The sequence below is a fragment of the Streptomyces sp. NPDC058665 genome (assembly GCF_042714995.1).
GTDB lineage: Bacteria > Actinomycetota > Actinomycetes > Streptomycetales > Streptomycetaceae > Streptomyces.
Map to the genome: position 1 here is coordinate 26,821 of NZ_JBHXRX010000049.1, position 20,266 is coordinate 47,086.

Sequence of the window (20,266 nt, forward strand, 5' to 3'; positions counted from 1 at the left end):
CCGGAATCACCTCCGACGGCTGGAGCGGGACGATGCGGTCTCTTTCCCCGCCTTCTTCGACGGCGCGGCCTTCTTCTTGGCGGGAGCCTTCTTCTTCGGTCCCGGGCGCGTACCGGTGGCGCGGGTGGGGCGCCGGCGTTTCGCGGTCGGCGGTTCCTCTTCCGCCGCCCCCTCGCCTTCCTCTTCCTCCTCTTCCTCCTCTTCCTCCTCTTCCTCCTCTTCCTCCTCTTCCTCCTCTTCCTGCTTCAGGCTCTCGTCGTCTTCATCGGCTTCATCGGCTGCGGCGCCATCGGCATCCTCGGCGTCCGGCTTGAGGCCCTTCTCACCGAGCGCCGTGGCGCGCCCGCCGATCGCGTCGGCCAGCGAACCCATGCCCCGGTCGGCGACGGCCGACAGGGCGTTGCGCGCGGCTTCGACGCCCTGGTCACGGAACTGGTCCCCCAACTCCGCGACCTTCGGCGCTTCCCCCAGCCGGCGTGCGCCCTCGGCCGCCAGTTCCCGGGGGCCGCGTCCGAGCCCTCTCCCGGCCACCACGGCGGCCACCGTCAACGCGAGACGGCCGTTCTTGGTCCGGCCAAGTACATAGCCGCCGGCGATGGCAGTCGCCACGGCGAGTTTCGTCTGTTGTTGCATGAGTCAACCTCCTTCGCGAGGTTCTCGTCTCGGCCGAAGCAGCCCACGCATTCCAGGTTTCTTACACTCTGTCGCAGCCACGAAGCCGACGGTCATCGCATACGGAATTGTTTCCCCACCCACTTGTTCAACTCTGCGCCGCCCATGACGGGAACGCCATTCGGGTGAACCGCTCACGGGAGAATTCGAGAAATCAACGCTTGTACGCGTCACGACGCCGGGCTGTCCTGGCGCTCCGCCGCCGGTGGTGGTGCCCGTCGCCACTGTGCCCCTCGGGAGCCTTGACCGGTTTCCGCGCGTTCTTGGCCACTCCGGTGATGTCCTTACCGGCATCCTCGGTGGCTTCGCTGACGCTCTCCCCCAGATTCTCGGCGGCTCCCTTGGTGCCTTCGCCGACGTCCTCGGTGGCTTCGCCGACGCTCTCCCCCAGATTCTCGGCGGCTCCCTTGGTGCCTTCGCCGACGTCTTCCACGGCCTCACCGGCTCCCTGTCCGACATCCCGCACAGCCGCCCCGGCCCCCTGGCCCACGCTCTCGGCCGCGCCGCCGGCGCCTTTGCCGATCTCCCCCGCCGCCTGCCCCGCCCCCGTACCGACGTCCTCGACCGCCTGTCCCAGGCGCTTGGTGAGCTGCTCCAGAATCTCCGGATTACGGTCGATCGTCGTCAATACCCGGTTGACTATGGTCGAGACGTTGTGCAGACGGACTTTCAACTGTGCCTGCGCCTCGACACCCTTGATATCGAGCTGGACAGAACCGAGCGCGACATCGGCGCCGACATTCAGCTTAAGCAGATCGAGGACTTCCGCCTGAAGTGACACATGGGCCCGCAGGTCCTGCACTTCCAGTTGAATCTCGTCGATGTTGAGCACCGGTACGTCGAGATAGACGTCCGGCTCCTTTCCGCCGGCCGCGTCATCATCGGCGTAACCGGCCGGCTCCGCGGCGACGACCTCCGTCTCCTCCTCGTCGTACTCGTCCCTGTTGTCATCGCTCTGGCTCATACGGCACTCCTCACTGGGGCGCGCCCCCGCGTTCCCAGTGTCATGCGCCCGCTCGGACGACGCACCCCGCGGGCTGCCCGAAGGGGCACCGGCGGGTGCCCCGGTCGGGCCGGTGCTCGGCCTGGACGGGGAACGTGCGCGCCGGTCAGGGTGAAGTGCCGGACCGGTGCCGTCAGGGAGATGGCGATGAGCGCACACGATCACGATCACGACGACCACCATCACGACCACGACCACGACCAAGGTCACGCTCACGAGAGCGAGCACGACCACGAGCGGGAGTGGGAACGGGCCCCCGAACGGGACCACGACGCCCAGGACGGGCGGGCCCATCACCTCTACCGCGCGGCTGCCACCGGGCGTACCGACGTGATCGGCACAGCCGGGATGGGCCTCCTCCAGCGGACCGTCGGCAACGGAGCGCTCGGCCCGGTGATCCAGCGTGCCCGGAGCGGTTCGCCGGAGCAGGCCGAGGAAGAGCGGGCCGAGGGGGAGCGGCGTTCGCCGGTGCACGAGGTCGTGTCGTCCGGCGGGTCGCCCCTCGACACCGAGACCCGTACGGATCTGGAGAACCGGATGGGCGCGGACTTCTCCGACGTGCGTATCCACAACGACTCGGCCGCCCACGACTCGGCGAAGGGCGTCGGCGCGCACGCGTACACCGTGGGCAACAACGTGGTCTTCCAGCGCGACGCGTACGACCCGTCGTCGCCGCAGGGCCGTACCACCCTCGCCCATGAGCTGACCCATGTGATCCAGCAGCGCCAGGGGCCGGTCGAGGGGACGGAGGCGCCGGGCGGCATCCGGGTCAGCGACCCCTCGGACCGGTTCGAGCGGGAGGCAGTCGCGAACGCCGACCGGGTACTGGCCGAACCGGCACCGGCGTCCGCACCGCCCGTCGCCGCGCCGACTCCCGCCACGGCGGCTCCCGCCGTACAACGGGCGGCGACCGAGGACGAGGAGGAACAACCGGCGGACGTCCAGGGCTCGTTCGTCCAGCGGGCCGAGTCGAAGAGCCCGGAGGAGGAGGACGAGGCGCCGGCCTGATCGCGCGCCGGACCGTCCCCCGCCCGCCCCCCTCAGCCTCCGGCTGCCGGCTTCATCGTCCCGCCCAGGAAGAGCGACTCCGTGCACCGTGAGGGCGCCGGCGCTCCCACCGGCCGGCCGACCCTCCGGCAGTCGATGGTCATGGTGACCGTGCCGCCCGCAGGCACCACGATCGGGGTCACGAAGTGGTAGTCGGAGTCACGGAAGTTCTCCAGCCCGAGGCTCAGCACCCGGGTCTCGGGCCCGGCCGAGACGACGACCGTCCCCGCGTCACCCTGCGGGTTCTGCACCACGATGTCCGTGAGCTGGAAGGTCTGTCCCGCGGGTACCCGCAGGGCCGTCCCGCTGTTCGCGCCGCCACCCACCGCGTCGCTGACCCGTACCTGCGCGCTGGTCGGGGCGTTCGCCGCGGCGTCGTCCGCCGAGGGGCTGGGGCTCGGTGAGGTGCTGGCCCCCGGTGTCCCGCCGTCCGTGCCCGCACCCGCGGAGTCGCCGCCCGCCGAGTCCGCTCCGCCCGGGTCCCCGCCGTCCGCCGACCGGCTCGGGTCGGCCTCGACCGCCGACCGTACGGCCTCCGGCGTGACCGCCTCCCGGGCCGCCGACTTCACCGCCGGACGCAGCAGCGCGTACCAGAGGCCGACCAGCGCGATCAGCACGACAGCCGCGACGACGAGTGCCCGGGGCAGCCAGCTCGGCAGGATGGGTTCCTGCTGGTAGGAGCCGTCCACCAGGACGGGCTCAGGGGCTTCCTCCCCCTCGACCACCGGCTGCGGGGCCGCGGAGACCTGGAAGGGGTGCGTGACCGGGGCGCCCCGCCACATCCGCTTGGCGGGCCGTGCGCGCGTTTTCGCGAACTCGGCGCGGCCCGGCTCGATCCGGAGTTCGGGAGCGGCGAAGTCCACCCGTACCAGCTCGGTACCGGGCCGGGCCCCGAGCCGTACGGTGACGGGTGTGTTGCCCCGGTTGTCGACGGCGAACCGGTGCCGTCCGTTCCGTGAGCCGTGCGAGCTGCGCGGGACCAGCTCGGCCGTCGTCTCCGTGAACGGCAGGACGGTCACCCGCCCTTCGGGCACGACCGTCCCACTCCGGTCACCGGCCGGCACCACCCGGACGCCGAACGGCGTCTCGCCCGCCGGTACCGTCGAGTCGCGGGGCGGGCGCAGCAGGAGCGACACGGTCCCGGAGTCACCGGGGTACAGGGACAGGACAGCGGGCTCCACCGCCGACCAGGCGGCGCACGCGCCGACCACCTCGAAGCGGTATTCCTCAACGGTCGAACCGGAGTTGAGGACCCGCAGGGGAAGGGCCGTCTCCTCGCCCGGTTCGGCGGCGACGGACGATTCGTCGAGGCTTGCGGTGAGACTCATACCGCGGACCGTAGAGTCGATGATCCGGTAGGACATCGGCCGCGAAGGAACACTTTCGGGCAGATTCGCTGCCCGTGGCAACCTTTCAGTTTCCTTGTCGGGTAACACGGGAATCTTCAGACCGCCTCACAACGGATGGGGCGACCCATTACAGCTGTGAGGCCTGTGTCTTCCTGTGACGCTTCCGGCTGTTGCCCAGGGGGAGCATTCGCATGGAGCGCACCACTGTCGCTTTACGGGCTCAAGATCCGATATCCCAGGCGGGCGTGGCCAGTCAGTTGAGGGCCCGTCCCGAGGTCAGTGTCATGGAGTGGGACGACGACGTCTCTCCGCAGGTGGTGGTCATCGTCGTGGACACGATCGACGAGGACGCGCTGCGCACGCTGCGGCACATCCAGCGCACCACCGCCTGCCGCACCGTTCTGGTCACGACGGACATCGACGAGCAGAAGCTGGTGAGCGCGGCGGAGTGCGGCGTCGCCGGGGTGGTCAGACGCTCGGAGTCGACACCGGAGCATCTGGTGCACGTCATCGGGACGGTGGCGCGTGGCGAGGGGCATCTCCCCTCCGACCTGCTCGGACGTCTCCTCGAAGAGGTCGGCAGACTGCAGGGTCAGGTGCTCGGGCCGCGCGGGCTGCACTTCACCGGTCTGGCGGCGCGTGAGGTGGACGTGCTGCGGCTGGTCGCCGAGGGCTATGACACCGCTGACATCGCGACGAAGCTGGCCTACTCCGAACGCACGATCAAGAACGTGCTGCATTCCGTGATGACCCGGCTGCAATTGCGCAATCGCTCGCACGCGGTGGCGTACGCGCTGCGCCAGGGTCTTATCTGATCTCCGTTCGCCTCTCGGCGGATTGCCCCAAAGGGCAGCTGCGGCTTCCCGCTGAAGTGGCTCGACTTCCGCTGTGTGTAGGGGAGTTGTACGGGACCGTACGCGGGGCGCGGCGACGCGCCGACGCCCGGACACGCCCCGAAGCGCGGCGTGTCCGGGGACGGGGCCGTAGGGGACGGGGAGGAAGACTGTGCGGTGGTTTCAGCCGGGAGAGCGGTCGCGCGGGTGGACCAGGCACGGCGGCGCCCCGCGCGCCGCGGCGCTCGTCCTGCTCCTGCTGGCCACCGGTCTCGTCCCCGCGTCGGCGGTGTCGGCGACGGGGAGCGGCCCGGGGAGGGCGGCGGCCGTTCCCGTACCCCCCGTCCCGTGGGTCACGCCGGCCACACTCGACGAGGCGCTGGACCCGGGCGGTTCGACGGGTGTGACCAAGCAGGTGCGGACTCCCGCGATCCCGCCGAGACCGGATGTGGTGCTGCTGGTGGACGGCACGGGCAGCATGGAGGTGCCGATCACGAGCGTCCAGGACAATCTGCCCGACATCACCGAGAAGATCCTGGCCGAGGAGCCCGATTCACGTTTCGCGGTCGCCACGTTCGGCGACCAGGAGGTGGACGAACCGAACGCGGGGTTCGAGGTGCTCCAGGAGCTGACGGACGACATCGCTCTGGTGCAGACAGGTGTCAACAATCTGGAGACGGACCTCGGCGGGTTCAGCATGGGTCCGTCGGAGGACTGGATCAACGGGCTGTGGGAGATCGCCAACGGCGCTGACGGCAAGACGGTGTTCCGTGAGGGCGCGAGCCCTGTCGTCGTCCTGGTCAGCGATTCCTCCAGCCACGCGCCGAGCGACGGCCACACCATCGACGACACGATCGCCGACCTTCAGGACAACGGGGTCCGGGTGATCGGCATCGAGGTGGACAGCAATCTCGGGGACGGCCTGAACGGCAACGGGAACGCCAACAACCCTGACTTCCCGGACCAGATCGAGGACCCGCCGACCACCCCCGGCCAGGCCACCCGGATCATCAACGCCACCGGCGGCCGGCTGCTGGAAGGCATCCAGCCGGACGAGACGGCCGAGGCGATCATGGACGGCTTCGACAATCTGCCCACCACCGTTGGTCATGAACTCCGCGACTGCGACCCGCGTCTGAGCGTCACCCTGGACCCGCCGACGAGAGAACTCACCAGCGGCGGAACCGCCCAATTCACCGAGAACGTCGACGTGTCGGCCGACGCACCCCAGGGCACGACCCTGACCTGCACGGTGCAGTTCCTCCAACTGGGCGCGCAGGTACCGGGGATGGCGGAGATCGGCCCCGCCGCCGTACCCGATCCGGACTTCCAGCAGAAGATCAGCATCACCGTGAACGACGTCAACGACCCGGTCGTCACTGTGGACGACCGCACGGTCAGGGCGGAGGACGACGACGGGGCGCGGATCAGATACACCGCCTCGGCCACGGACGCCCAGGACGGCGAGCTGCCGGTGACGTGCGATCCCGCGTCGGGCGCGCTCTTCCCGGTCGGTACGACCACGGTCACCTGCTCGGCCACGGACTCGGCCGGCAACTCCGGTACGGACACGGCGCGGTTCGAGGTGCTCGAACCCCCTGTACCGCCGTCGTCGGACATCGCGGTACGGATCGACGTCAGCCCGGACCGTACGTACGTCGGCCACCCTGCCCGCGCCCGGTTCACGGTCACCAACGCGGGGCCCGACACGGCGACCGGCGTCGTACTCACGGCGAGTTGGCCGTCGCCGTCCCGGGCGGGCGATCGCACTCTGCCGGCCCTCAACCGCTGTACGGCCGCCCGGCCGTGCACGATCCCCGCCGGGGGCCGCATCGAGGTGGCGCAGACGGCGACGTACCGCGCGGCGATCAACGGCGACGTACGGGCCACCGTGCGCGGCACGCTTCCCGACCGCCGTACGGCCGACAACCGGGACACCGGCCGGCTGCGCGTCCTGAAGCCGTCGCTGGAGGTGACCCCGCTCGTCGCCAAGCCGGGCCAGCCGGTGCTGGCACGGGGCAAGGACTATCCGCCGGGCGAGACCGTGCGCCTGACCTGGTCTCTCGGCATCACGGCCGACAGGTCCGGCGTACGGGTGGGCCGTGACGGCACCTTCGAGGTGCAGATGCTGGTGCTGCGCAAGGACACGCTGGGTCCACGGGTGCTGCGGGCGGACGCATCCGATCTACCCAGGCTTCAGAAACCGGTCCTGGTGGTCCAACGCAACCTCCAGCCACCGGACTTCGCGGGCCGCTCGTGATGGGGCGGGTGTCCGGGTGATCCATGAGGTGGACGACGTCCTGCGGAGCCTGATCCGGGCGGAGGTCCTCGAAGGCGGCCAGATCGCGGTGGTCTTCGACGCGCCGACGAGGGAGTGGGCCGCGAAGGTCAATTCGCCGATGGTCAACCTCTATCTCTACGACATCCGCGAGGACATGCGCCGGCGGGAGCGTGGTCTGCACAACGAGTACGACGAACGCGGCGCGATCGTCGCACGCCGCCGCCCGCCGCGCTTCTTCAAGCTGTCGTACCTGATCACGGCGTGGACGAAGCGCCCGGAGGACGAACACCGGCTGCTGTCATCGCTGTTGGCGTGTCTGCTGCGGTACGAGGCGCTGCCGCCGGAACGGCTGACGGGGTCCCTGGCGGAGATCGGGGCGGCGGTACCGGTGTCGATCGCGCTGCCGCCGCCGGAGGACCGGTCGTTCGCGGACGTGTGGAGCGCGCTGGGCGGGGAGTTGAAGCCTTCGCTGGATCTGGTGATCAGCGTGCCGGTGACGTCATCGCCGGTCTACAAGGCGGGCCCGCCGGTGGGTGACGAGGGGCTTCAGGCGCGGTTCGGGGACGCGCCCGCGCGGGACTCGGCCGAGACGCTGGGGCAACCGGTGTACGGGTCGCGGCCCGGCCGTCCGCGCCGGGAGCCCGGGTGAGGAGCTTGCGGCATCTGCTCGCGCGGGCGGTCGCGGTGGAGCAGCGCGTACGCCGGGCGGTCGAGGCGCGGCAGCGCGTCGACCCGGACCCGGACGACGCGTTCCGCGGTCTGTATCTGACGGAGGAGAACGTCGCGAGACTGCTCGACGAGGAGGGCGCCCGGTCGTTCCCGCCTCCTGACGAGCAGTTGGTGGCCGACCCTCCGGATTCCCGGCTCACCACGCTGGCGGCGGAGTTCGGCCTGACCGCGCTGGACGTCGAGATCCTGCTGATCGCGCTCGTACCGGATCTGGACGACCGGTTCGAGGCGTTCTACGGCTACTTGAACGATGACGTGACCCGCCGCCGTCCGTCCGCCGGCCTGGCCCTGGGTCTGTGCGGTTCGTCCCCGGCGGACCAGGCGGCCCGTGCTCGGCTGGCTGCCCGTTCCCCGTTGCGGGCGGGTGGACTGCTCCTGGTCGAGGACCTGGAACGTCCTTTCCTGAGCCGGGCGTTGCGGGTGCCGGACCGGGTGACGGCGCATCTGCTGGGCGACGACACCCCGGATCCGCGGCTGGCGGATCTGCTGGCCCCGTGGCACGCGGTACGTGGAGTCGGCGACCCGGCCCCGCTCGCCGGGGTGTTGGCGGACGGGGTCCAACTGGCCTATCTCCGCGAGGACCAGGGCGGCGCGGGTACGGCCCTGGCGGCGTCCGCGCTGACTGGCGCCGGCCTCGGTGTGCTGGGCCTGGACCTGGCACGGCTGGCGGAGGATCCGGCGCCGGCGGACGCGGTACGTGCGCTGGTGCGGGAGGCGCGGCTGAGCGGGGCCGGGTTGGTGTGCGCCCCGCTGGACGCCGTGTTCCGCGAACACCCTTCTCTGCTACGCCTGCTGACGGCCACTCAGGTGCCGACGATCCTGGTGGGCAGGGCCCCTTGGGACGCCTCGTGGTCCACCTCTCCCCCACTGCTCCTGCACGCACCCCGGGTGGAACCGTCGGCGCGGGGTGCCTTGTGGACGGACGCGTACGAACAGTGGGCCGGGGCCGCGCTCCCGCCCGCGATCGACGCGAGCCGTCTGCTCGCTCCCTTCCTCCTCACGCCGGAACAGGTCACGGGCGCGGCGCGCAGCGCGGCCCAGACGGCGCACCTGGCGGGTGGGCTCACCCCCGACCATGTACGCCAGGGTGCCCGCGCCCAGAACGCGGCGGGCCTGGACCGCCTGGCGCGCCGTATCGAACCCACGGTGACCTGGGACGACCTGGTCCTCCCCGCCGGCACCCGGGCCCAACTCCGCGAACTCACGGCCCGCGCCCGCCACCGTGACCAGGTGCTGGGCGAATGGGGCATGCGCCCGGGAGGCGGCAGGGGCCGGGGCGTATCGGCCCTGTTCGCGGGCGACTCGGGCACGGGCAAGACGATGTCGGCGGAGGTGATCGCGGCGGATCTGGGCCTGGATCTCTACACGGTGGATCTGGCGACGGTGATCGACAAGTACGTGGGCGAGACCGAGAAGAACCTCGAACGCATCTTCACGGAGGCGGCGGGAGTGAACGGCGTGCTGCTGTTCGACGAGGCGGACGCGATCTTCGGCAAACGCTCCGACGTGAAGGACGCGCACGACCGCTACGCGAACGTGGAGAGCGCGTACCTGCTCCAACGGATGGAGTCCTTCGACGGCCTGGCGATCCTGGCGACGAACCTCCGCGCCAACCTGGACGACGCGTTCACCCGCCGCCTGGACCTGGTAGTCGACTTCCCGCTCCCAGACCCGGCGGAGCGCCTCCTGCTGTGGGAACGCTGCCTGGGCCCCCTGCTGCCGCGGGGCACGGACCTGGACCTGAACTTCTGCGCGTCCAACTTCGAGCTCGCGGGAGGCAACATCCGCTCGATAGCGGTGACGTCGGCGTACCTGTCGGCGGAGACGGCCACCCCGGTGACGATGGAGACGCTGATCCACGCGACCCAGAGGGAGTACCAAAAACTGGGCCGGTTGACGCTGGCGTCGGAGTTCGGGCCGTATCTGGGGCTGGTGCAGGGGTGAGGGCGCCTGCGTGCTTCAGACTTTGACGATACGGACCCGGTCCCCGCAGAGCATGGCCAGGTCTTCCGGGTCGGAGGTGACAACGATGGCCGGCTTCGGAGCATGGAGCGCGGTGGCGGCGACCACGGAGTCGATCGCGTACTTGTGCCCATGAAGGCCCGCGTCAACGAGTAACGCCATCGCCGTACGACCGATCTCCTCTGTAACGGGTTCTACGTTGAGCCGGGAAACAGCCCAGTTGAACCGAGCGGATTTCACCCGTGAGTGATGCGCCTCGATGAGGGTGAGGACGCTGGTCACGACCCTCATGTCCTCCTTCTCGGCACCACGCACCAGGGCCATGACCTCACGGTCGTCGGCCACCACCTTGGAAAGCCCCTCGCTGTCCAGCACGAGCGTTCCCGACCGACTCGTCACGCCGCGTTCCCCACTCCGCCGTCGGCGTCTCCACGCAGGAGGGCGCGGGCGGCATCGATCTCGGCATCACTGAAGGCTCCGTGCTCGGCCTCGTGTGCTGCGGTCAGCTCGGCGAGATTGTCCCGCTCGATCTGCCGCTGCACGGCGGCGTCCACGTAGGCCGAGAAACCCCGCTTGCCCACGCGGGCGCGGACGGCCGCGATGTTGCCCGAGTGAAGACTGACGGACACGTTAGCGGTGGGGCCTTCACCGACCCCGTAGTTGACGTCGTCGCCCATGGTCCCACTCTAATACACAGACTAGGAGAACGCTGCCTCACGCTTAGGTCACCGTTCAACTTCCCGGTCCCGGACCCGGTACAGCACCTCCTGCTCCGGGAACGCCGCCCGAAGCACGGACCTGCACCTGGACTTGCGCGCGTCCAACTTCGAGCTGGCGGGCGGCAACATCCGGTCGATAGCGGTGACATCGGCCGACACAGGCGCCCCGGTGACGCTGATCCACGCGATCCAGAGGAAGCACCAAGCTGGGCCGACTGACGCAGGCGTCAGAGTTCGGGCCGCATCCGGGGCTGGTACAGGGCTAACACAGCACTCACCCCCGACGTTGCTCGTACGTGAACAGTCGGGCCGGAGTGGATATTGACTGGCCGCTGCCAGACGGACTCAAGCGAAGGGCACCAGCCCCCCGTCCTCGAAGTATTCGTGCACCCTGCGCGGGTCTCCGGTAAGCAGTGACTCCACGTCACTCTCCTGGATAACCGGGTGCGCGTACTCCGGCGAATCCGTCAGCTGCAACCCGGGGCGGCAAAGACGATAGTTCTCACCCTTCCTGTAGCAGGACACAAGAATTCCCTGCGCATGGAAGTGACGGGTGAGTTTCCATTCCAGTTCATCGGATGCCAGTACGCGACACCCTTGATCGGTCAGTCGAGGGATTAAATTTCTGAAGGAGTATTCCGATAGCGGGTTCCCAGTGACGTCCAGATTTCTGAGTCGTGACACTCTCATCAGTGGGGTGAGATCAGTGACGAGGTTGCGAGGTGCGTAGCAACTCAAGAGCGGTAAAGTAGAAAATCCCGTGAGTGATCTCATCCCGCTGTCCCTGACCGTCAGGGAGCGCAGCACTCGCAGGCCAGACAATTGGCTCAGCTCTACCGGATCGCATGCGACCAGGGTAAGAACCTGAAGGCTTCCACACTTCCCCAAGCCGGTAAGATCTCGGGAGTAGCGAATGTGCAGATCTGTCACATTCTCGTATTCATGATCATTGAAAGGTGCGTCATGTCCGACAGCGCGTTCCAGTGACTTGCGAAGAGCGGAATCCATAGTGGCGCTCATGCAATTTCCTCAGATCACGTAGTGTAAGTTTCTATGAGCTGGTCGAGAGTGTCACGGAGGCGATTGAAGGCTACCTCCTGAGCTGCACCCAACTCGTCGATGTCGAAAGGCTTTCGTTGCTGATTGACTTCCCCCACTCGATCCGGTTCGATATGCAACGACTTGTACGTCGCCATAATTTTCAGCTTCCTTTGATTCCGACTGAACCCAGATGTGTCTCCGTCCCACATGAGTTTCCCTTCTTCCAACAGCCTCCGTAGCTGCTGCAAGAAATCGACAGGCTTACCATCCGGACTGTTCCTCATGAAGTCGGTGAAGTAACCTCGCAGGCTGTCGTGCCACTTCTTGTCGCGGCCATTATATATGGGATTCCCATCCTCCGTCATGAATGCGCCCACGTGCGCGTCCATGTCGTGGCTTGCCACGACGTCCACACTGTCCGTAAGGCGCACTTCCCAGATGACATCGGTCGTAAGTGAACGCAAGTCATGCTGCAGCTGGATCCAGCCGTATGAGTTCTCCGCGCTGCCTTGCTTCATATCGGCTTCAAGAATCCTGATCATAAGATTGGTCGGTATCCATTCGTGATGCCCATCTTTCAGGGAACGAAATTCCCCTTTAAGCCACTTCCGGTGAGGATTCTCTCCGAGGCCCGGTTCATCCCAAAGGCGTTTTAGATCGCCAAGGCTGACCTCCCCTGACTGACGAGATTTTGCCATGTTCTTGAGGAACGTGATCAGCCTTCCGCCACCGGCTTCCGCCTTCAGCTTAGGGTCAACCTCACGCCTCGGCACCGGTAGGGACGAGAACCTACCGTACTGGCCGTCCTCGTGGAAGGTTAGGCCAAGAAGTTTCGAATTGAGTTCAGGATTCCCCTTGATCTCTTCCTTGGCGCCCGCTTTTAGCTTCTCTTCCGCCCCCCTGCCGGCTCTCTTATAGAATTCAGAGCGCGTAGAATGAGCAGGGTTCGGGTTCAGGGCATGGAGCGCGTACTGCTTGAAATCCCCGGAATCCGCTCCCTTCCTCCTCGTTACACCGCCATTCAGGGACGGCGTGAAGTACCCAAGGAGGCTTCTGTGGGTTGCATCTTCTTTGAGGTAATTTACGGCTTCGGCTTCGAATCCATTGAGCGTGTCACTTGCAGTCCAAGCCGAGGTCTCGCTGAGCTGGGATTCCCACCAGTGATCCTTGAGTTCACCTGAGAATTTGGCCCCATAAGCGGGTAGATGCACGTCGATCTTCGGCATGAGCGCTTGCCCTGCTGCGCTCTGCGGGCTGGCCTTCGCATATATGGTCATCTCACCTGTGTCGCCGGCGGAAGGTTCGGCGCGAAGGGACTTCAACCCTCTCGGGCGTAGCCGAGCAGCGATCCCAGCGACAAGGTCATCCAATTCATCCTGCCGGGTAAATGGTGAAGAAGTCGGCTCGACCAGCAGTCTTCGGGCCTCTTGTTTCACATCTCGACTCTTCTTCGATTCGCCGACTGAATCAGATTCCCGAACACTTCTCTTTTCCTTGTCGCTCTTGAGCTTGCCCCAGAGGGCTTTGCCCTTCTTCGCGATGAAGTCGACTATTTTGTCGATGGCACGAGTCACCGGGCGCGACACCGACTGGAACACCGACCTGACCTTGTTCGCCAGGCCGCCGATGCCCAGTAGCGCCGCCAGGAAGCCGATCAGGAGTGGGACGCTGGCCGCCAGGGCCGCCTCGACCAGTTTGGGGACGCCCGCCTGGCCGCCGTTCGCGATTTGGATGACCGCGTCAAGCACCGCGTTCACGAACTCCACGATCTGGGCGCCCTGCGTCACGATGAACGTGACGATGTCGATGATTCCCTTGACCGCCCTGATGAAGGCCGACGCCGGGTTCAGCAGGGAGAGGATCCAGGTGATGCCGGCGATGAGGACCGTGGGGATCAGGTAGCTCGTGAGCTTCTGGAGGATCGTGGTCTTCAGGTCGCCCGTTTCCGCCTGGATCTCCTTCGCCGCGCCCGCCGGGCCCTCGCGGGCCAGGCTCTGGGCCACCGGGACCGACGACTCGACCGCCGACATCGCCTCGTCGGGGACGCCCTTGCGGGTCACGCGTGTGCGGATGTTGTCCCAGGTCAGGCCCAGCAGGGAGCCGATCAGCTGGATGATGCCCTTGAGGTCGAACCTCGCCGGGAGTTCCAGGCCCGCCTTGACCGCCGTGCCCAGCAGCCAGGACACGACACCCGTCTTGAGGTGGTCCGCGATGTTCGTGATGAAGAGGTTCAGGCCCGCGCCGACCGCCGTGACCAGGTTGCGGAGGAAGCCGATCGGGTCCTTGATGATCTTCATGATCGCGGAGGCGGCCTTCGCGAGGATCCCCAGGAGCAGGTTCTTCAGCTCGTTGATCGTCTTGATCGCGCCGACGATCGCGTCCTTCGCCTTGTCGATCAGGCCCCGGTTCGCCTCCTGGAGCCTCTTGATCTCCTCGTCGATCTTGTTCAGCGCAGCCGTGTACTTCGTCGCCAGGTCCTGGACCAGCTGCTCCGACTTCTCGTCGACCGTCGCTTCCAGGTCGTCGAACTTGCCCGCGAAGTCCTTCGCCGCCTCCTCGCCGAACGCCTTCAGATCGGCGGGCAGTTTGTCGACCTCCGCCTTCAACTCGGCCCGGCCCTTGGCGATACGGGCCTTCGCCCGGCCCAGCTCCGCGCCGATGATGTCGGCCACCGACGAGATGACCGTCTGCATCTTCGAGACGTAGAGCTTGCGGGCCTCCTGGTAAAGGTCGTTCGCCTCCTTGGGCAACCCCGCGAACTTGTCCTTCACCCAGCGGCCCTTGCCCATCAGGCCGGAGTAACGCTTGTCCTTGTACTTCTTCATCCGGCGCTTGTGGTCCGCCGTGAACGCGTCCCGCGCCGCCTTCTCCCCCGACGTGAACGCCGTGTCGACCTTCTTGTCCAGGCCGGACAGCGTCTCCTCGACGTCCTTCTTCGTGCCGTCGTAGACCTTCTGGAGCTTCGCCGTGACCTCGGCGCGCTTCTTCTCGTCCTTCGTCTTCGTGTCGCCCTTGCCGCCGTCCACCTGCTTCCCGGCCGCGTCACGCTTCGCGGTCAGCGCCGCCATCGCCTGCGTACCGGACGCCGCGGCCCCCGCCTTCGCGGCGGCCAACTGCTGGTCCTCCGCCGCTTTCCCCTTCGCCGGGGCCTTTGCCGCGTCGGCCTCCGACGTCTTCTTCGCCGCCAGCGCCTCGTTGAATTCCGGCTCGTTGCCCTTCGCCAACTGCTCCTCGGTGACTTCCGCGTCCGCCATCGCCTGGTCGTTCTGTGCCGGACCCTCCGAGAAGTCCGTCACCGCCGCCGGCTGCTTCGCCGGGATCGCGTCCGCCGCCGACGGGGCGCCCGGGTTGGCCGGGGGCTGGTCCGGGGTGAGGGGGGTGACCTCTTTTTCCTTGGCGGCCGAGGTGTCCGGCGGGGCCGCCGTCGCGGTGTCGATGTCCTTGGCCGAGGACTCCTTGCCGTCCGTGACCTTCCCGTCGACCTCCGCCTTGACCTGGTCCGCCTTGCCCGACTTGGAGAACTTGTCCGCCTCGTCGAGGTTCTTCGGCGCCTGCGTGTCGATCGCCTTGTTCACCGCGTCGACGAACGCCTTCTTGTCGAACTCGCCGGGCTTCGCCTCGTTCATCTTCTCGGCGTTCGCGGCCTTGCCCTGGGCTTCCTTGTCGTCCGGCGGCGCCACCGCCGCGTCTTGCGACGCCTGCGCCTCACCGGCCGCCGGCGGGTGCGTGGCGACCCGTGCCTTCTTCGCCGCCACATCCGCCTTGACCTTGCGGAAACCGGCCGCCTGCGCGGGGGCCGGTTTGACCGGGGCGGTGTAGCGCTGGGCGACCAGACGGGACACCGCCGCGTTCCCGGCCATTCGCTGCAACCGCTGGATGCCACGGCGGTCGGGGGCGGGGGCGGGGGCCGGCGACCGGGGTGCCGCCTCCGTGCGGTGCGGGACATCGTGGCGCGCGGGCGCTGCTGAAGGCTTCTCCGGGACCGCCTTCATCCGTTCGCCCCCCTTCGGCCTCCGGCCGCCTTCCCGGACGTGACTTGTCAGGGTGTGCGGCCCCCGCCCGTCGCGCGCAGGACGCGCGGACCGGGGTGGGGGCAGACCTCGTCGGCACGGCGGGAGTGGTCGCGTTGCCTCTTCGGGCAGTCGTCCGTGCACGGCAGGGCGGCCGAGTATCCGTTCCGGGTGATCGGCGCAGTGGCGAGAATGGCCGGCGTTCCCCGGTCGAGGAGCGCGAGGAGCGCGAGGAGCGCGTCGAAGAGAGGCACTTATGCCGTCGTACCTGTCCCCCGGCGTCTACGTCGAAGAGGTCGAGTCCGGGTCCCGGCCGATCGAAGGGGTGGGCACCTCGATAGCCGCCTTCGTCGGCTTCGCCCAGAAGGGGCCGTTCGACGAGCCGACACTGATCACGAACTGGACCCAGTACGTGACCACCTTCGGCGACTTCGTCGACGGCACGTATCTCGCCTCGTCCGTCTACGGCTTCTTCTCCAACGGAGGCGGCGTCTGCTACGTCGTACGGATCGGCGACGGCACCTCCGTCGGCGACGAGTCGGGCGACGGCGGGACCGGCAGGCCGGCGGCGGGTGCCGAGGTACAGATCGGGCCCTACGCCGTGAAGCCCAGGCCGGGCGTGACGGGTGAGATCACCGTCGAGGTCACCGCGGCCGAGGGCGATGATCCCCCCTCCGACACCTTCCAGCTCATCGTGCGGCGCGACGGACAGGTCGCGGAGACGTACCCCTCCGTGACGACGAAGCGCAGCAAAGAGAACGTCGCCACCCGCGTCAACGCCAAGTCGGAGCTGATCGAGATACGCGACCCGGGGCGCGGCGCCGCCCCCGCCCGGCCCGAGCCGCAGACCGTGGCCCTCGCGCCCGCGGGCCCCGCCGCCGGCGGTGCCGGTGCGCTCGCCCCCGAGGTGTACGTCGGCGACGCCGACCGCCGGACGGGTCTGGGCGGTCTGGAGGCGGTCGAGGAGGTCACGATGATCGCCGCCCCCGACCTGATGAGCGCCTACCAACGCGGGCTGCTGGACCTGGAGTCGGTGATCGCCGTCCAGCAAGGGCTGATATCGCACTGCGAGTTGATGGGTGACCGGGTGGCGATTCTGGACCCGCCGCCGGGGCTCTCGCCGCAGCAGGTGCGGAGTTGGCGTACGGACCGGGCGAACTTCGACTCGAAGTACGCGACGCTCTACTACCCGTGGATCAGCGTCGCCGACCCGGCGTCCGGCCGCGCCACGCTCGTACCGCCGAGCGGGCACATCGCCGGGGTCTGGGCGCGCAACGACGACACGCGCGGGGTGCACAAGGCCCCGGCGAACGAGGTCGTCCGGGGCGCGGTCACGCTCCAGACCCAACTCACCAAGGGTGAGCACGATCTGCTCAACCCGATCGGGCTGAACTGCATCCGTTCCTTCCCCGGACGCGGCATCCGGGTGTGGGGCGCGCGGACGCTCGCGTCTGATCCGGCCTGGCGGTATCTGAATGTGCGGCGGCTCTTCAACTACCTGGAGGAGTCGATCCTCGCCGGTACGCAGTGGGTCGTCTTCGAGCCGAACGACGACGCGCTGTGGGCGCGTGTCCGGCGTACCGTCTCGGCGTTCCTGGTGAACGAATGGCGCAAGGGATCGCTGTTCGGGCTCACACCGGAAGAGGCGTTCTACGTGAAGTGCGACCGGGAGACGAACCCGCCCGAGAGCATCGACGCCGGTCAGGTCGTCTGTGAGATCGGGGTCGCGCCGGTCAAGCCGGCCGAGTTCGTGGTGTTCCGGCTCGCCCAACTGACCGGCGGCAGCGGCGGGATCGACGAATGACCCGCCCGGTCCGTTTCTGAGCACGGCGTGAGGAGCCTGTTGTGCCACTTCCCGATCTCGACAGTTCCGTCGGGCATTCCTTCGGCCTCGAATTCGACAGCGTCATCATCAAGCAGATCACCGAGGTCAGCGGTCTGAAGATGGAGCAGGACGTCATCGAGCTGAAGCAGAACACCGCGGACGGCAAGTACGCCATCAAGAAGCTGCCCGGCCGCCCCAAGGCCGGCGAGGTCACCGTGACCCGGGGGCTCACGGAGGACAACAGCTTCGAACAGTGGATCAGGGACTCCCGGTTCGGCCGTATGACGAACGCCCGCCGCAACGGCGCCGTCATCGTCTACGACTACGAGGGCCTGCCGATCAAGCGCTACACGCTCATCAACGCCTGGCCGAAGTCCCTGGAGATCGGGACGCTCAAGGCCGGTGACACCTCGGTCCTGACGGAGAAGCTGGCGATCACGTACGAGAGCATGGAACTCGGCTGATGCGCCGCACCGTTCACTTCCAGGCTCCGGAGCGGGACGCGCACGGGCCGGCGGGCGGGCAGCAGCAGGGGCAAGGGCAGGGGCAGACGCGCCGACCCGAGCCGCTGCGGACCGAGTTCGGCTTCGAGCTGCCGCGTGGGTACGTGGACGAGTCGGGCACCGTGCACCGTAACGGCGTGATGCGGCTCGCGACCGCGCGGGACGAACTGGTGCCCCTGCGGGACGACCGGGTGCGGGAGAACTCCGCGTATCTGTCGGTCGTCCTCATCTCCCGGGTCGTGACCAGGATCGGCACCGTCGAGGACATCCACCCGGGCGTCATCGAGGACCTGTTCGCCTCCGACCTGGCGTTCCTCCAGGACTTCTACCGTCGGATCAACGCGGAGGGCCACACCCGCGCCGCCGTCAACTGCCCTTCCTGCCAGGAGGAGTTCACGGTGGATCTCGCCGGTGGCCGCCTGGGGGAATCGTGACGTACGCGGCCGACCTGCTGTACGAGGAAGTCGCGTACCTCGCTTATCACTTCCACTGGCCACTGGACGACCTGCTGGACCTGGAACATCCGGAACGTCTGAGGTTCGTGGCTCAGGTCGCCCGTCTCAACGGGAGCTAGCGGGGGGGACGGGAGATCCATGGGGCTGATGTCCTGGTTGCGCGGCGGTCGTTCGACGGGCGAGGAGAGCCCGGCGGGCGGCGCTGACGCCGTGCCGGAGCGAGGTGATCGGGGCGACCGCGTCGATGTGCGTCGGCTCGCGCCCATACAGCGAACGGTCCTCGGACAGGACCTCGTGATCAACCCCGCCGGGTTTCAAGGGGCGTTGTCAACCCGGCAGACGACCGCGCTCGGTACGCCGCTCGGGCATCTGGTCAGTCCTGACGCGCCTGCCGGAGTGCTGCACGGAATCACCAGTGCCGCGCCGGGCAGTCCGGCGCCGTCGGCCCAGCGGTCCGTCGAGATGCCGTTGCGGACGACGTCGGAGGGTAAGGGCGCACCCGCGGGCTTGGCGGTGCCCGCTGCCGCGGTGCTCCCTGCCATGGCAACTGCCGCTGCGGTGCCTGCCGCTGTACCCGCTTCGGTGTCCGTGCCTGAGGCCGTGCCCGTACAGCGCGCGTCCTCCGCGATGACCTCCGCCGGTACGTCGGCGGTCGCCGAGCTGCCGGTACGTCAACTCGTGGGCGAGCGGCCCCTCGTACCCATGTCCACTCCTCCGCAGGAGCCGGCGGAGCCGTCGTCGGGGCCGGAGCCCGAGTCACCGCCCCGGCGCACGCCCGGACTTGGAGCGCCGCTCGCCGGGTTGCCGCCGACGGCGCAGCGGCAGGCCGCGGCCTCCGTGCCGGGGAGCGGCAGGCCGGAGGGCGCGCCGGGCCCGGACGTACGTCCGCCCGCAGCGCCCGAAGTACCTGTCGTGGCGGAGACGCCCGAGCCCTCTCCCGAAGTGGACGGCGTGCCGCCGCCGGTCGCTCCGCTGCTCGGCGACGACCCGTTGGTGAGTGCGGCGTCCGACCACGAGGGTGGGGGCGACGCTTCTTCGCCAAGTGCGCCTCTTCAGCGGTCCGTTGTCGTCGCGGGGCAGCGACCCCTCCCTACGCCCACCGTCCCCTTGCTCGGTGACCGGCCGCTGACCCCCCGTACCGCCGTACAGCGCGACGCGCGTGACGCGCGTGCCGGTGGGGAACCTCCACAGCCGGCGCCGCCGCCCGCGACTGCGGCCGTGCCTGTGCGGTGGACCACCGCGTCCGGTCCGAACGCGTCGGCCGCCGTGCCCGTGCAGCGGTCGGCCGTCGTCGCACGTGAGCCGGCTCCGCCCCGATCCGCTTCCCCTGCCGTATCCGCCACCGCCGCCGTCCCCGTACAGCGGCACCCACGCGGAGAACCGCCGATGCCGCGGTCCGTGGCGCGTACCGGCGGTGGCGCCGGGATTCCCACCGCCGGTGCCTTCGCCGTGGCCGCCGGAGTCGCCCAGCGAATGCCCGACGGGAGCGTCGTCTTCGGCTCCTCGTCGGCCGCCGGCATCGCGCAGCCCGTCGTCCAGCGAGACGCCGAACTCGGCGAGGAACCACCGCCACCCGAGCCCGCGCCGGACAGCGACCCGGAGCAGGAGCCCGAGCCCGCGTCCGACCCCCAACCCCGCGCCACCACCGCCGGGGCCACCACCGCCCCCGGCCAAGCCGCCGCCCCCACCGTCACCGACGAACTCGTCCGCGCGCTGTACGCACCCCTCAGCCGGCTCCTCAAGGCCGACCTCCGGCTGGAACGCGAACGCGCCGGATTCCTCATCAACACCCGCCACTGAACCGCCCGCCACTGAAGCACCCGCCACCGAGAGGTAC

The 20,266-nt window shown here is 68.5% G+C and carries 17 protein-coding genes; 10 read left to right on the top strand and 7 right to left on the bottom strand.

The window, feature by feature from the left end; all coding sequences use genetic code 11:
• Positions 1-6: 6 nt before the first annotated feature.
• Complete coding sequence (locus ACFWV8_RS27425) at positions 7-633, bottom strand: histone protein (RefSeq protein WP_384209124.1); 627 nt, start codon at positions 631-633, stop codon at positions 7-9.
• 193 nt (positions 634-826) lie between these two features.
• Positions 827-1,636 carry a hypothetical protein gene (locus ACFWV8_RS27430; protein WP_384209126.1) on the bottom strand — a complete coding sequence of 270 codons (810 nt, stop codon included), beginning with the start codon at positions 1,634-1,636 and terminating at the stop codon, positions 827-829.
• A 180-nt stretch (positions 1,637-1,816) separates the two neighbouring features.
• Here ACFWV8_RS27430 and ACFWV8_RS27435 point away from each other — a divergent pair, with 180 nt between their 5' ends.
• Complete coding sequence (locus ACFWV8_RS27435; RefSeq protein ID WP_384209129.1) at positions 1,817-2,683, top strand: DUF4157 domain-containing protein; 867 nt, start codon at positions 1,817-1,819, stop codon at positions 2,681-2,683.
• Positions 2,684-2,715: 32 nt separating this feature from the next.
• Here the strand turns inward: ACFWV8_RS27435 and ACFWV8_RS27440 are convergent, their stop codons facing one another.
• On the bottom strand, positions 2,716-4,050 hold the full coding sequence (locus tag ACFWV8_RS27440; protein ID WP_384209132.1) for a hypothetical protein: 1,335 nt from the start codon (positions 4,048-4,050) through the stop codon (positions 2,716-2,718).
• A 212-nt stretch (positions 4,051-4,262) separates the two neighbouring features.
• Here ACFWV8_RS27440 and ACFWV8_RS27445 point away from each other — a divergent pair, with 212 nt between their 5' ends.
• From ACFWV8_RS27445 to ACFWV8_RS27460, 4 genes are all read left to right on the top strand, one after another.
• Entirely contained in the window at positions 4,263-4,886 is a 624-nt protein-coding gene (locus tag ACFWV8_RS27445; protein ID WP_329378407.1) for a response regulator transcription factor, read from the top strand.
• 190 nt (positions 4,887-5,076) lie between these two features.
• A complete protein-coding gene (locus tag ACFWV8_RS27450; protein WP_384209135.1) occupies positions 5,077-7,164 on the top strand; it encodes a VWA domain-containing protein in 2,088 nt (695 codons plus the stop codon).
• Positions 7,165-7,180: 16 nt separating this feature from the next.
• A complete protein-coding gene (locus ACFWV8_RS27455) occupies positions 7,181-7,834 on the top strand; it encodes a DUF4255 domain-containing protein (protein WP_384209138.1) in 654 nt (217 codons plus the stop codon).
• Entirely contained in the window at positions 7,831-9,858 is a 2,028-nt protein-coding gene (locus tag ACFWV8_RS27460; protein WP_384209143.1) for an ATP-binding protein, read from the top strand. Before ACFWV8_RS27455 ends, ACFWV8_RS27460 begins: the two co-directional genes overlap by 4 nt.
• A 15-nt stretch (positions 9,859-9,873) precedes the next feature.
• Here the strand turns inward: ACFWV8_RS27460 and ACFWV8_RS27465 are convergent, their stop codons facing one another.
• The 4 genes from ACFWV8_RS27465 to ACFWV8_RS27480 form a co-directional block, all read right to left on the bottom strand.
• Positions 9,874-10,251, bottom strand: a complete 378-nt coding sequence (locus ACFWV8_RS27465; RefSeq protein ID WP_384209147.1) for a DNA-binding protein — start codon at positions 10,249-10,251, stop codon at positions 9,874-9,876.
• Positions 10,252-10,271: 20 nt separating this feature from the next.
• Complete coding sequence (locus ACFWV8_RS27470; protein ID WP_384209151.1) at positions 10,272-10,553, bottom strand: hypothetical protein; 282 nt, start codon at positions 10,551-10,553, stop codon at positions 10,272-10,274.
• A 1,076-nt stretch (positions 10,554-11,629) separates the two neighbouring features.
• Positions 11,630-15,478 carry a hypothetical protein gene (locus tag ACFWV8_RS27475; protein ID WP_384209154.1) on the bottom strand — a complete coding sequence of 1,283 codons (3,849 nt, stop codon included), beginning with the start codon at positions 15,476-15,478 and terminating at the stop codon, positions 11,630-11,632.
• Between the two features lie 197 nt (positions 15,479-15,675).
• Entirely contained in the window at positions 15,676-15,900 is a 225-nt protein-coding gene (locus ACFWV8_RS27480) for a hypothetical protein (protein WP_384209159.1), read from the bottom strand.
• Between the two features lie 2 nt (positions 15,901-15,902).
• Between ACFWV8_RS27480 and ACFWV8_RS27485 the strand changes: the two genes are divergently transcribed.
• The 5 genes from ACFWV8_RS27485 to ACFWV8_RS27505 all read left to right on the top strand — a co-directional run bounded on the left by ACFWV8_RS27485 (position 15,903) and on the right by ACFWV8_RS27505 (position 20,229).
• On the top strand, positions 15,903-17,450 hold the full coding sequence (locus ACFWV8_RS27485; protein WP_384209162.1) for a phage tail sheath family protein: 1,548 nt from the start codon (positions 15,903-15,905) through the stop codon (positions 17,448-17,450).
• Between the two features lie 41 nt (positions 17,451-17,491).
• Complete coding sequence (locus ACFWV8_RS27490; protein ID WP_329378426.1) at positions 17,492-17,935, top strand: phage tail protein; 444 nt, start codon at positions 17,492-17,494, stop codon at positions 17,933-17,935.
• Positions 17,935-18,408 carry a hypothetical protein gene (locus ACFWV8_RS27495; protein WP_384209166.1) on the top strand — a complete coding sequence of 158 codons (474 nt, stop codon included), beginning with the start codon at positions 17,935-17,937 and terminating at the stop codon, positions 18,406-18,408. The genes ACFWV8_RS27490 and ACFWV8_RS27495 overlap by 1 nt, the downstream gene beginning before the upstream one ends.
• Positions 18,405-18,548, top strand: a complete 144-nt coding sequence (locus ACFWV8_RS27500; protein WP_329378430.1) for a DUF6760 family protein — start codon at positions 18,405-18,407, stop codon at positions 18,546-18,548. Before ACFWV8_RS27495 ends, ACFWV8_RS27500 begins: the two co-directional genes overlap by 4 nt.
• Before the next feature lie 463 nt (positions 18,549-19,011).
• Positions 19,012-20,229 (top strand): hypothetical protein, encoded by a 1,218-nt coding sequence (locus tag ACFWV8_RS27505; protein WP_384209170.1) that lies wholly within the window; start codon positions 19,012-19,014, stop codon positions 20,227-20,229.
• Positions 20,230-20,266 lie beyond the last annotated feature (37 nt).

Coding starts and splice junctions, on each gene's coding strand:
- ACFWV8_RS27435 (WP_384209129.1), top strand. CDS start 1,817: ATGGCGATGAGCGCACACGATCACGATCACGACGACCACCATCACGAC.
- ACFWV8_RS27445 (WP_329378407.1), top strand. CDS start 4,263: ATGGAGCGCACCACTGTCGCTTTACGGGCTCAAGATCCGATATCCCAG.
- ACFWV8_RS27425 (WP_384209124.1), bottom strand. CDS start 633: ATGCAACAACAGACGAAACTCGCCGTGGCGACTGCCATCGCCGGCGGC.
- ACFWV8_RS27440 (WP_384209132.1), bottom strand. CDS start 4,050: ATGAGTCTCACCGCAAGCCTCGACGAATCGTCCGTCGCCGCCGAACCG.
- ACFWV8_RS27470 (WP_384209151.1), bottom strand. CDS start 10,553: ATGGGCGACGACGTCAACTACGGGGTCGGTGAAGGCCCCACCGCTAAC.
- ACFWV8_RS27485 (WP_384209162.1), top strand. CDS start 15,903: ATGCCGTCGTACCTGTCCCCCGGCGTCTACGTCGAAGAGGTCGAGTCC.
- ACFWV8_RS27495 (WP_384209166.1), top strand. CDS start 17,935: ATGCGCCGCACCGTTCACTTCCAGGCTCCGGAGCGGGACGCGCACGGG.
- ACFWV8_RS27430 (WP_384209126.1), bottom strand. CDS start 1,636: ATGAGCCAGAGCGATGACAACAGGGACGAGTACGACGAGGAGGAGACG.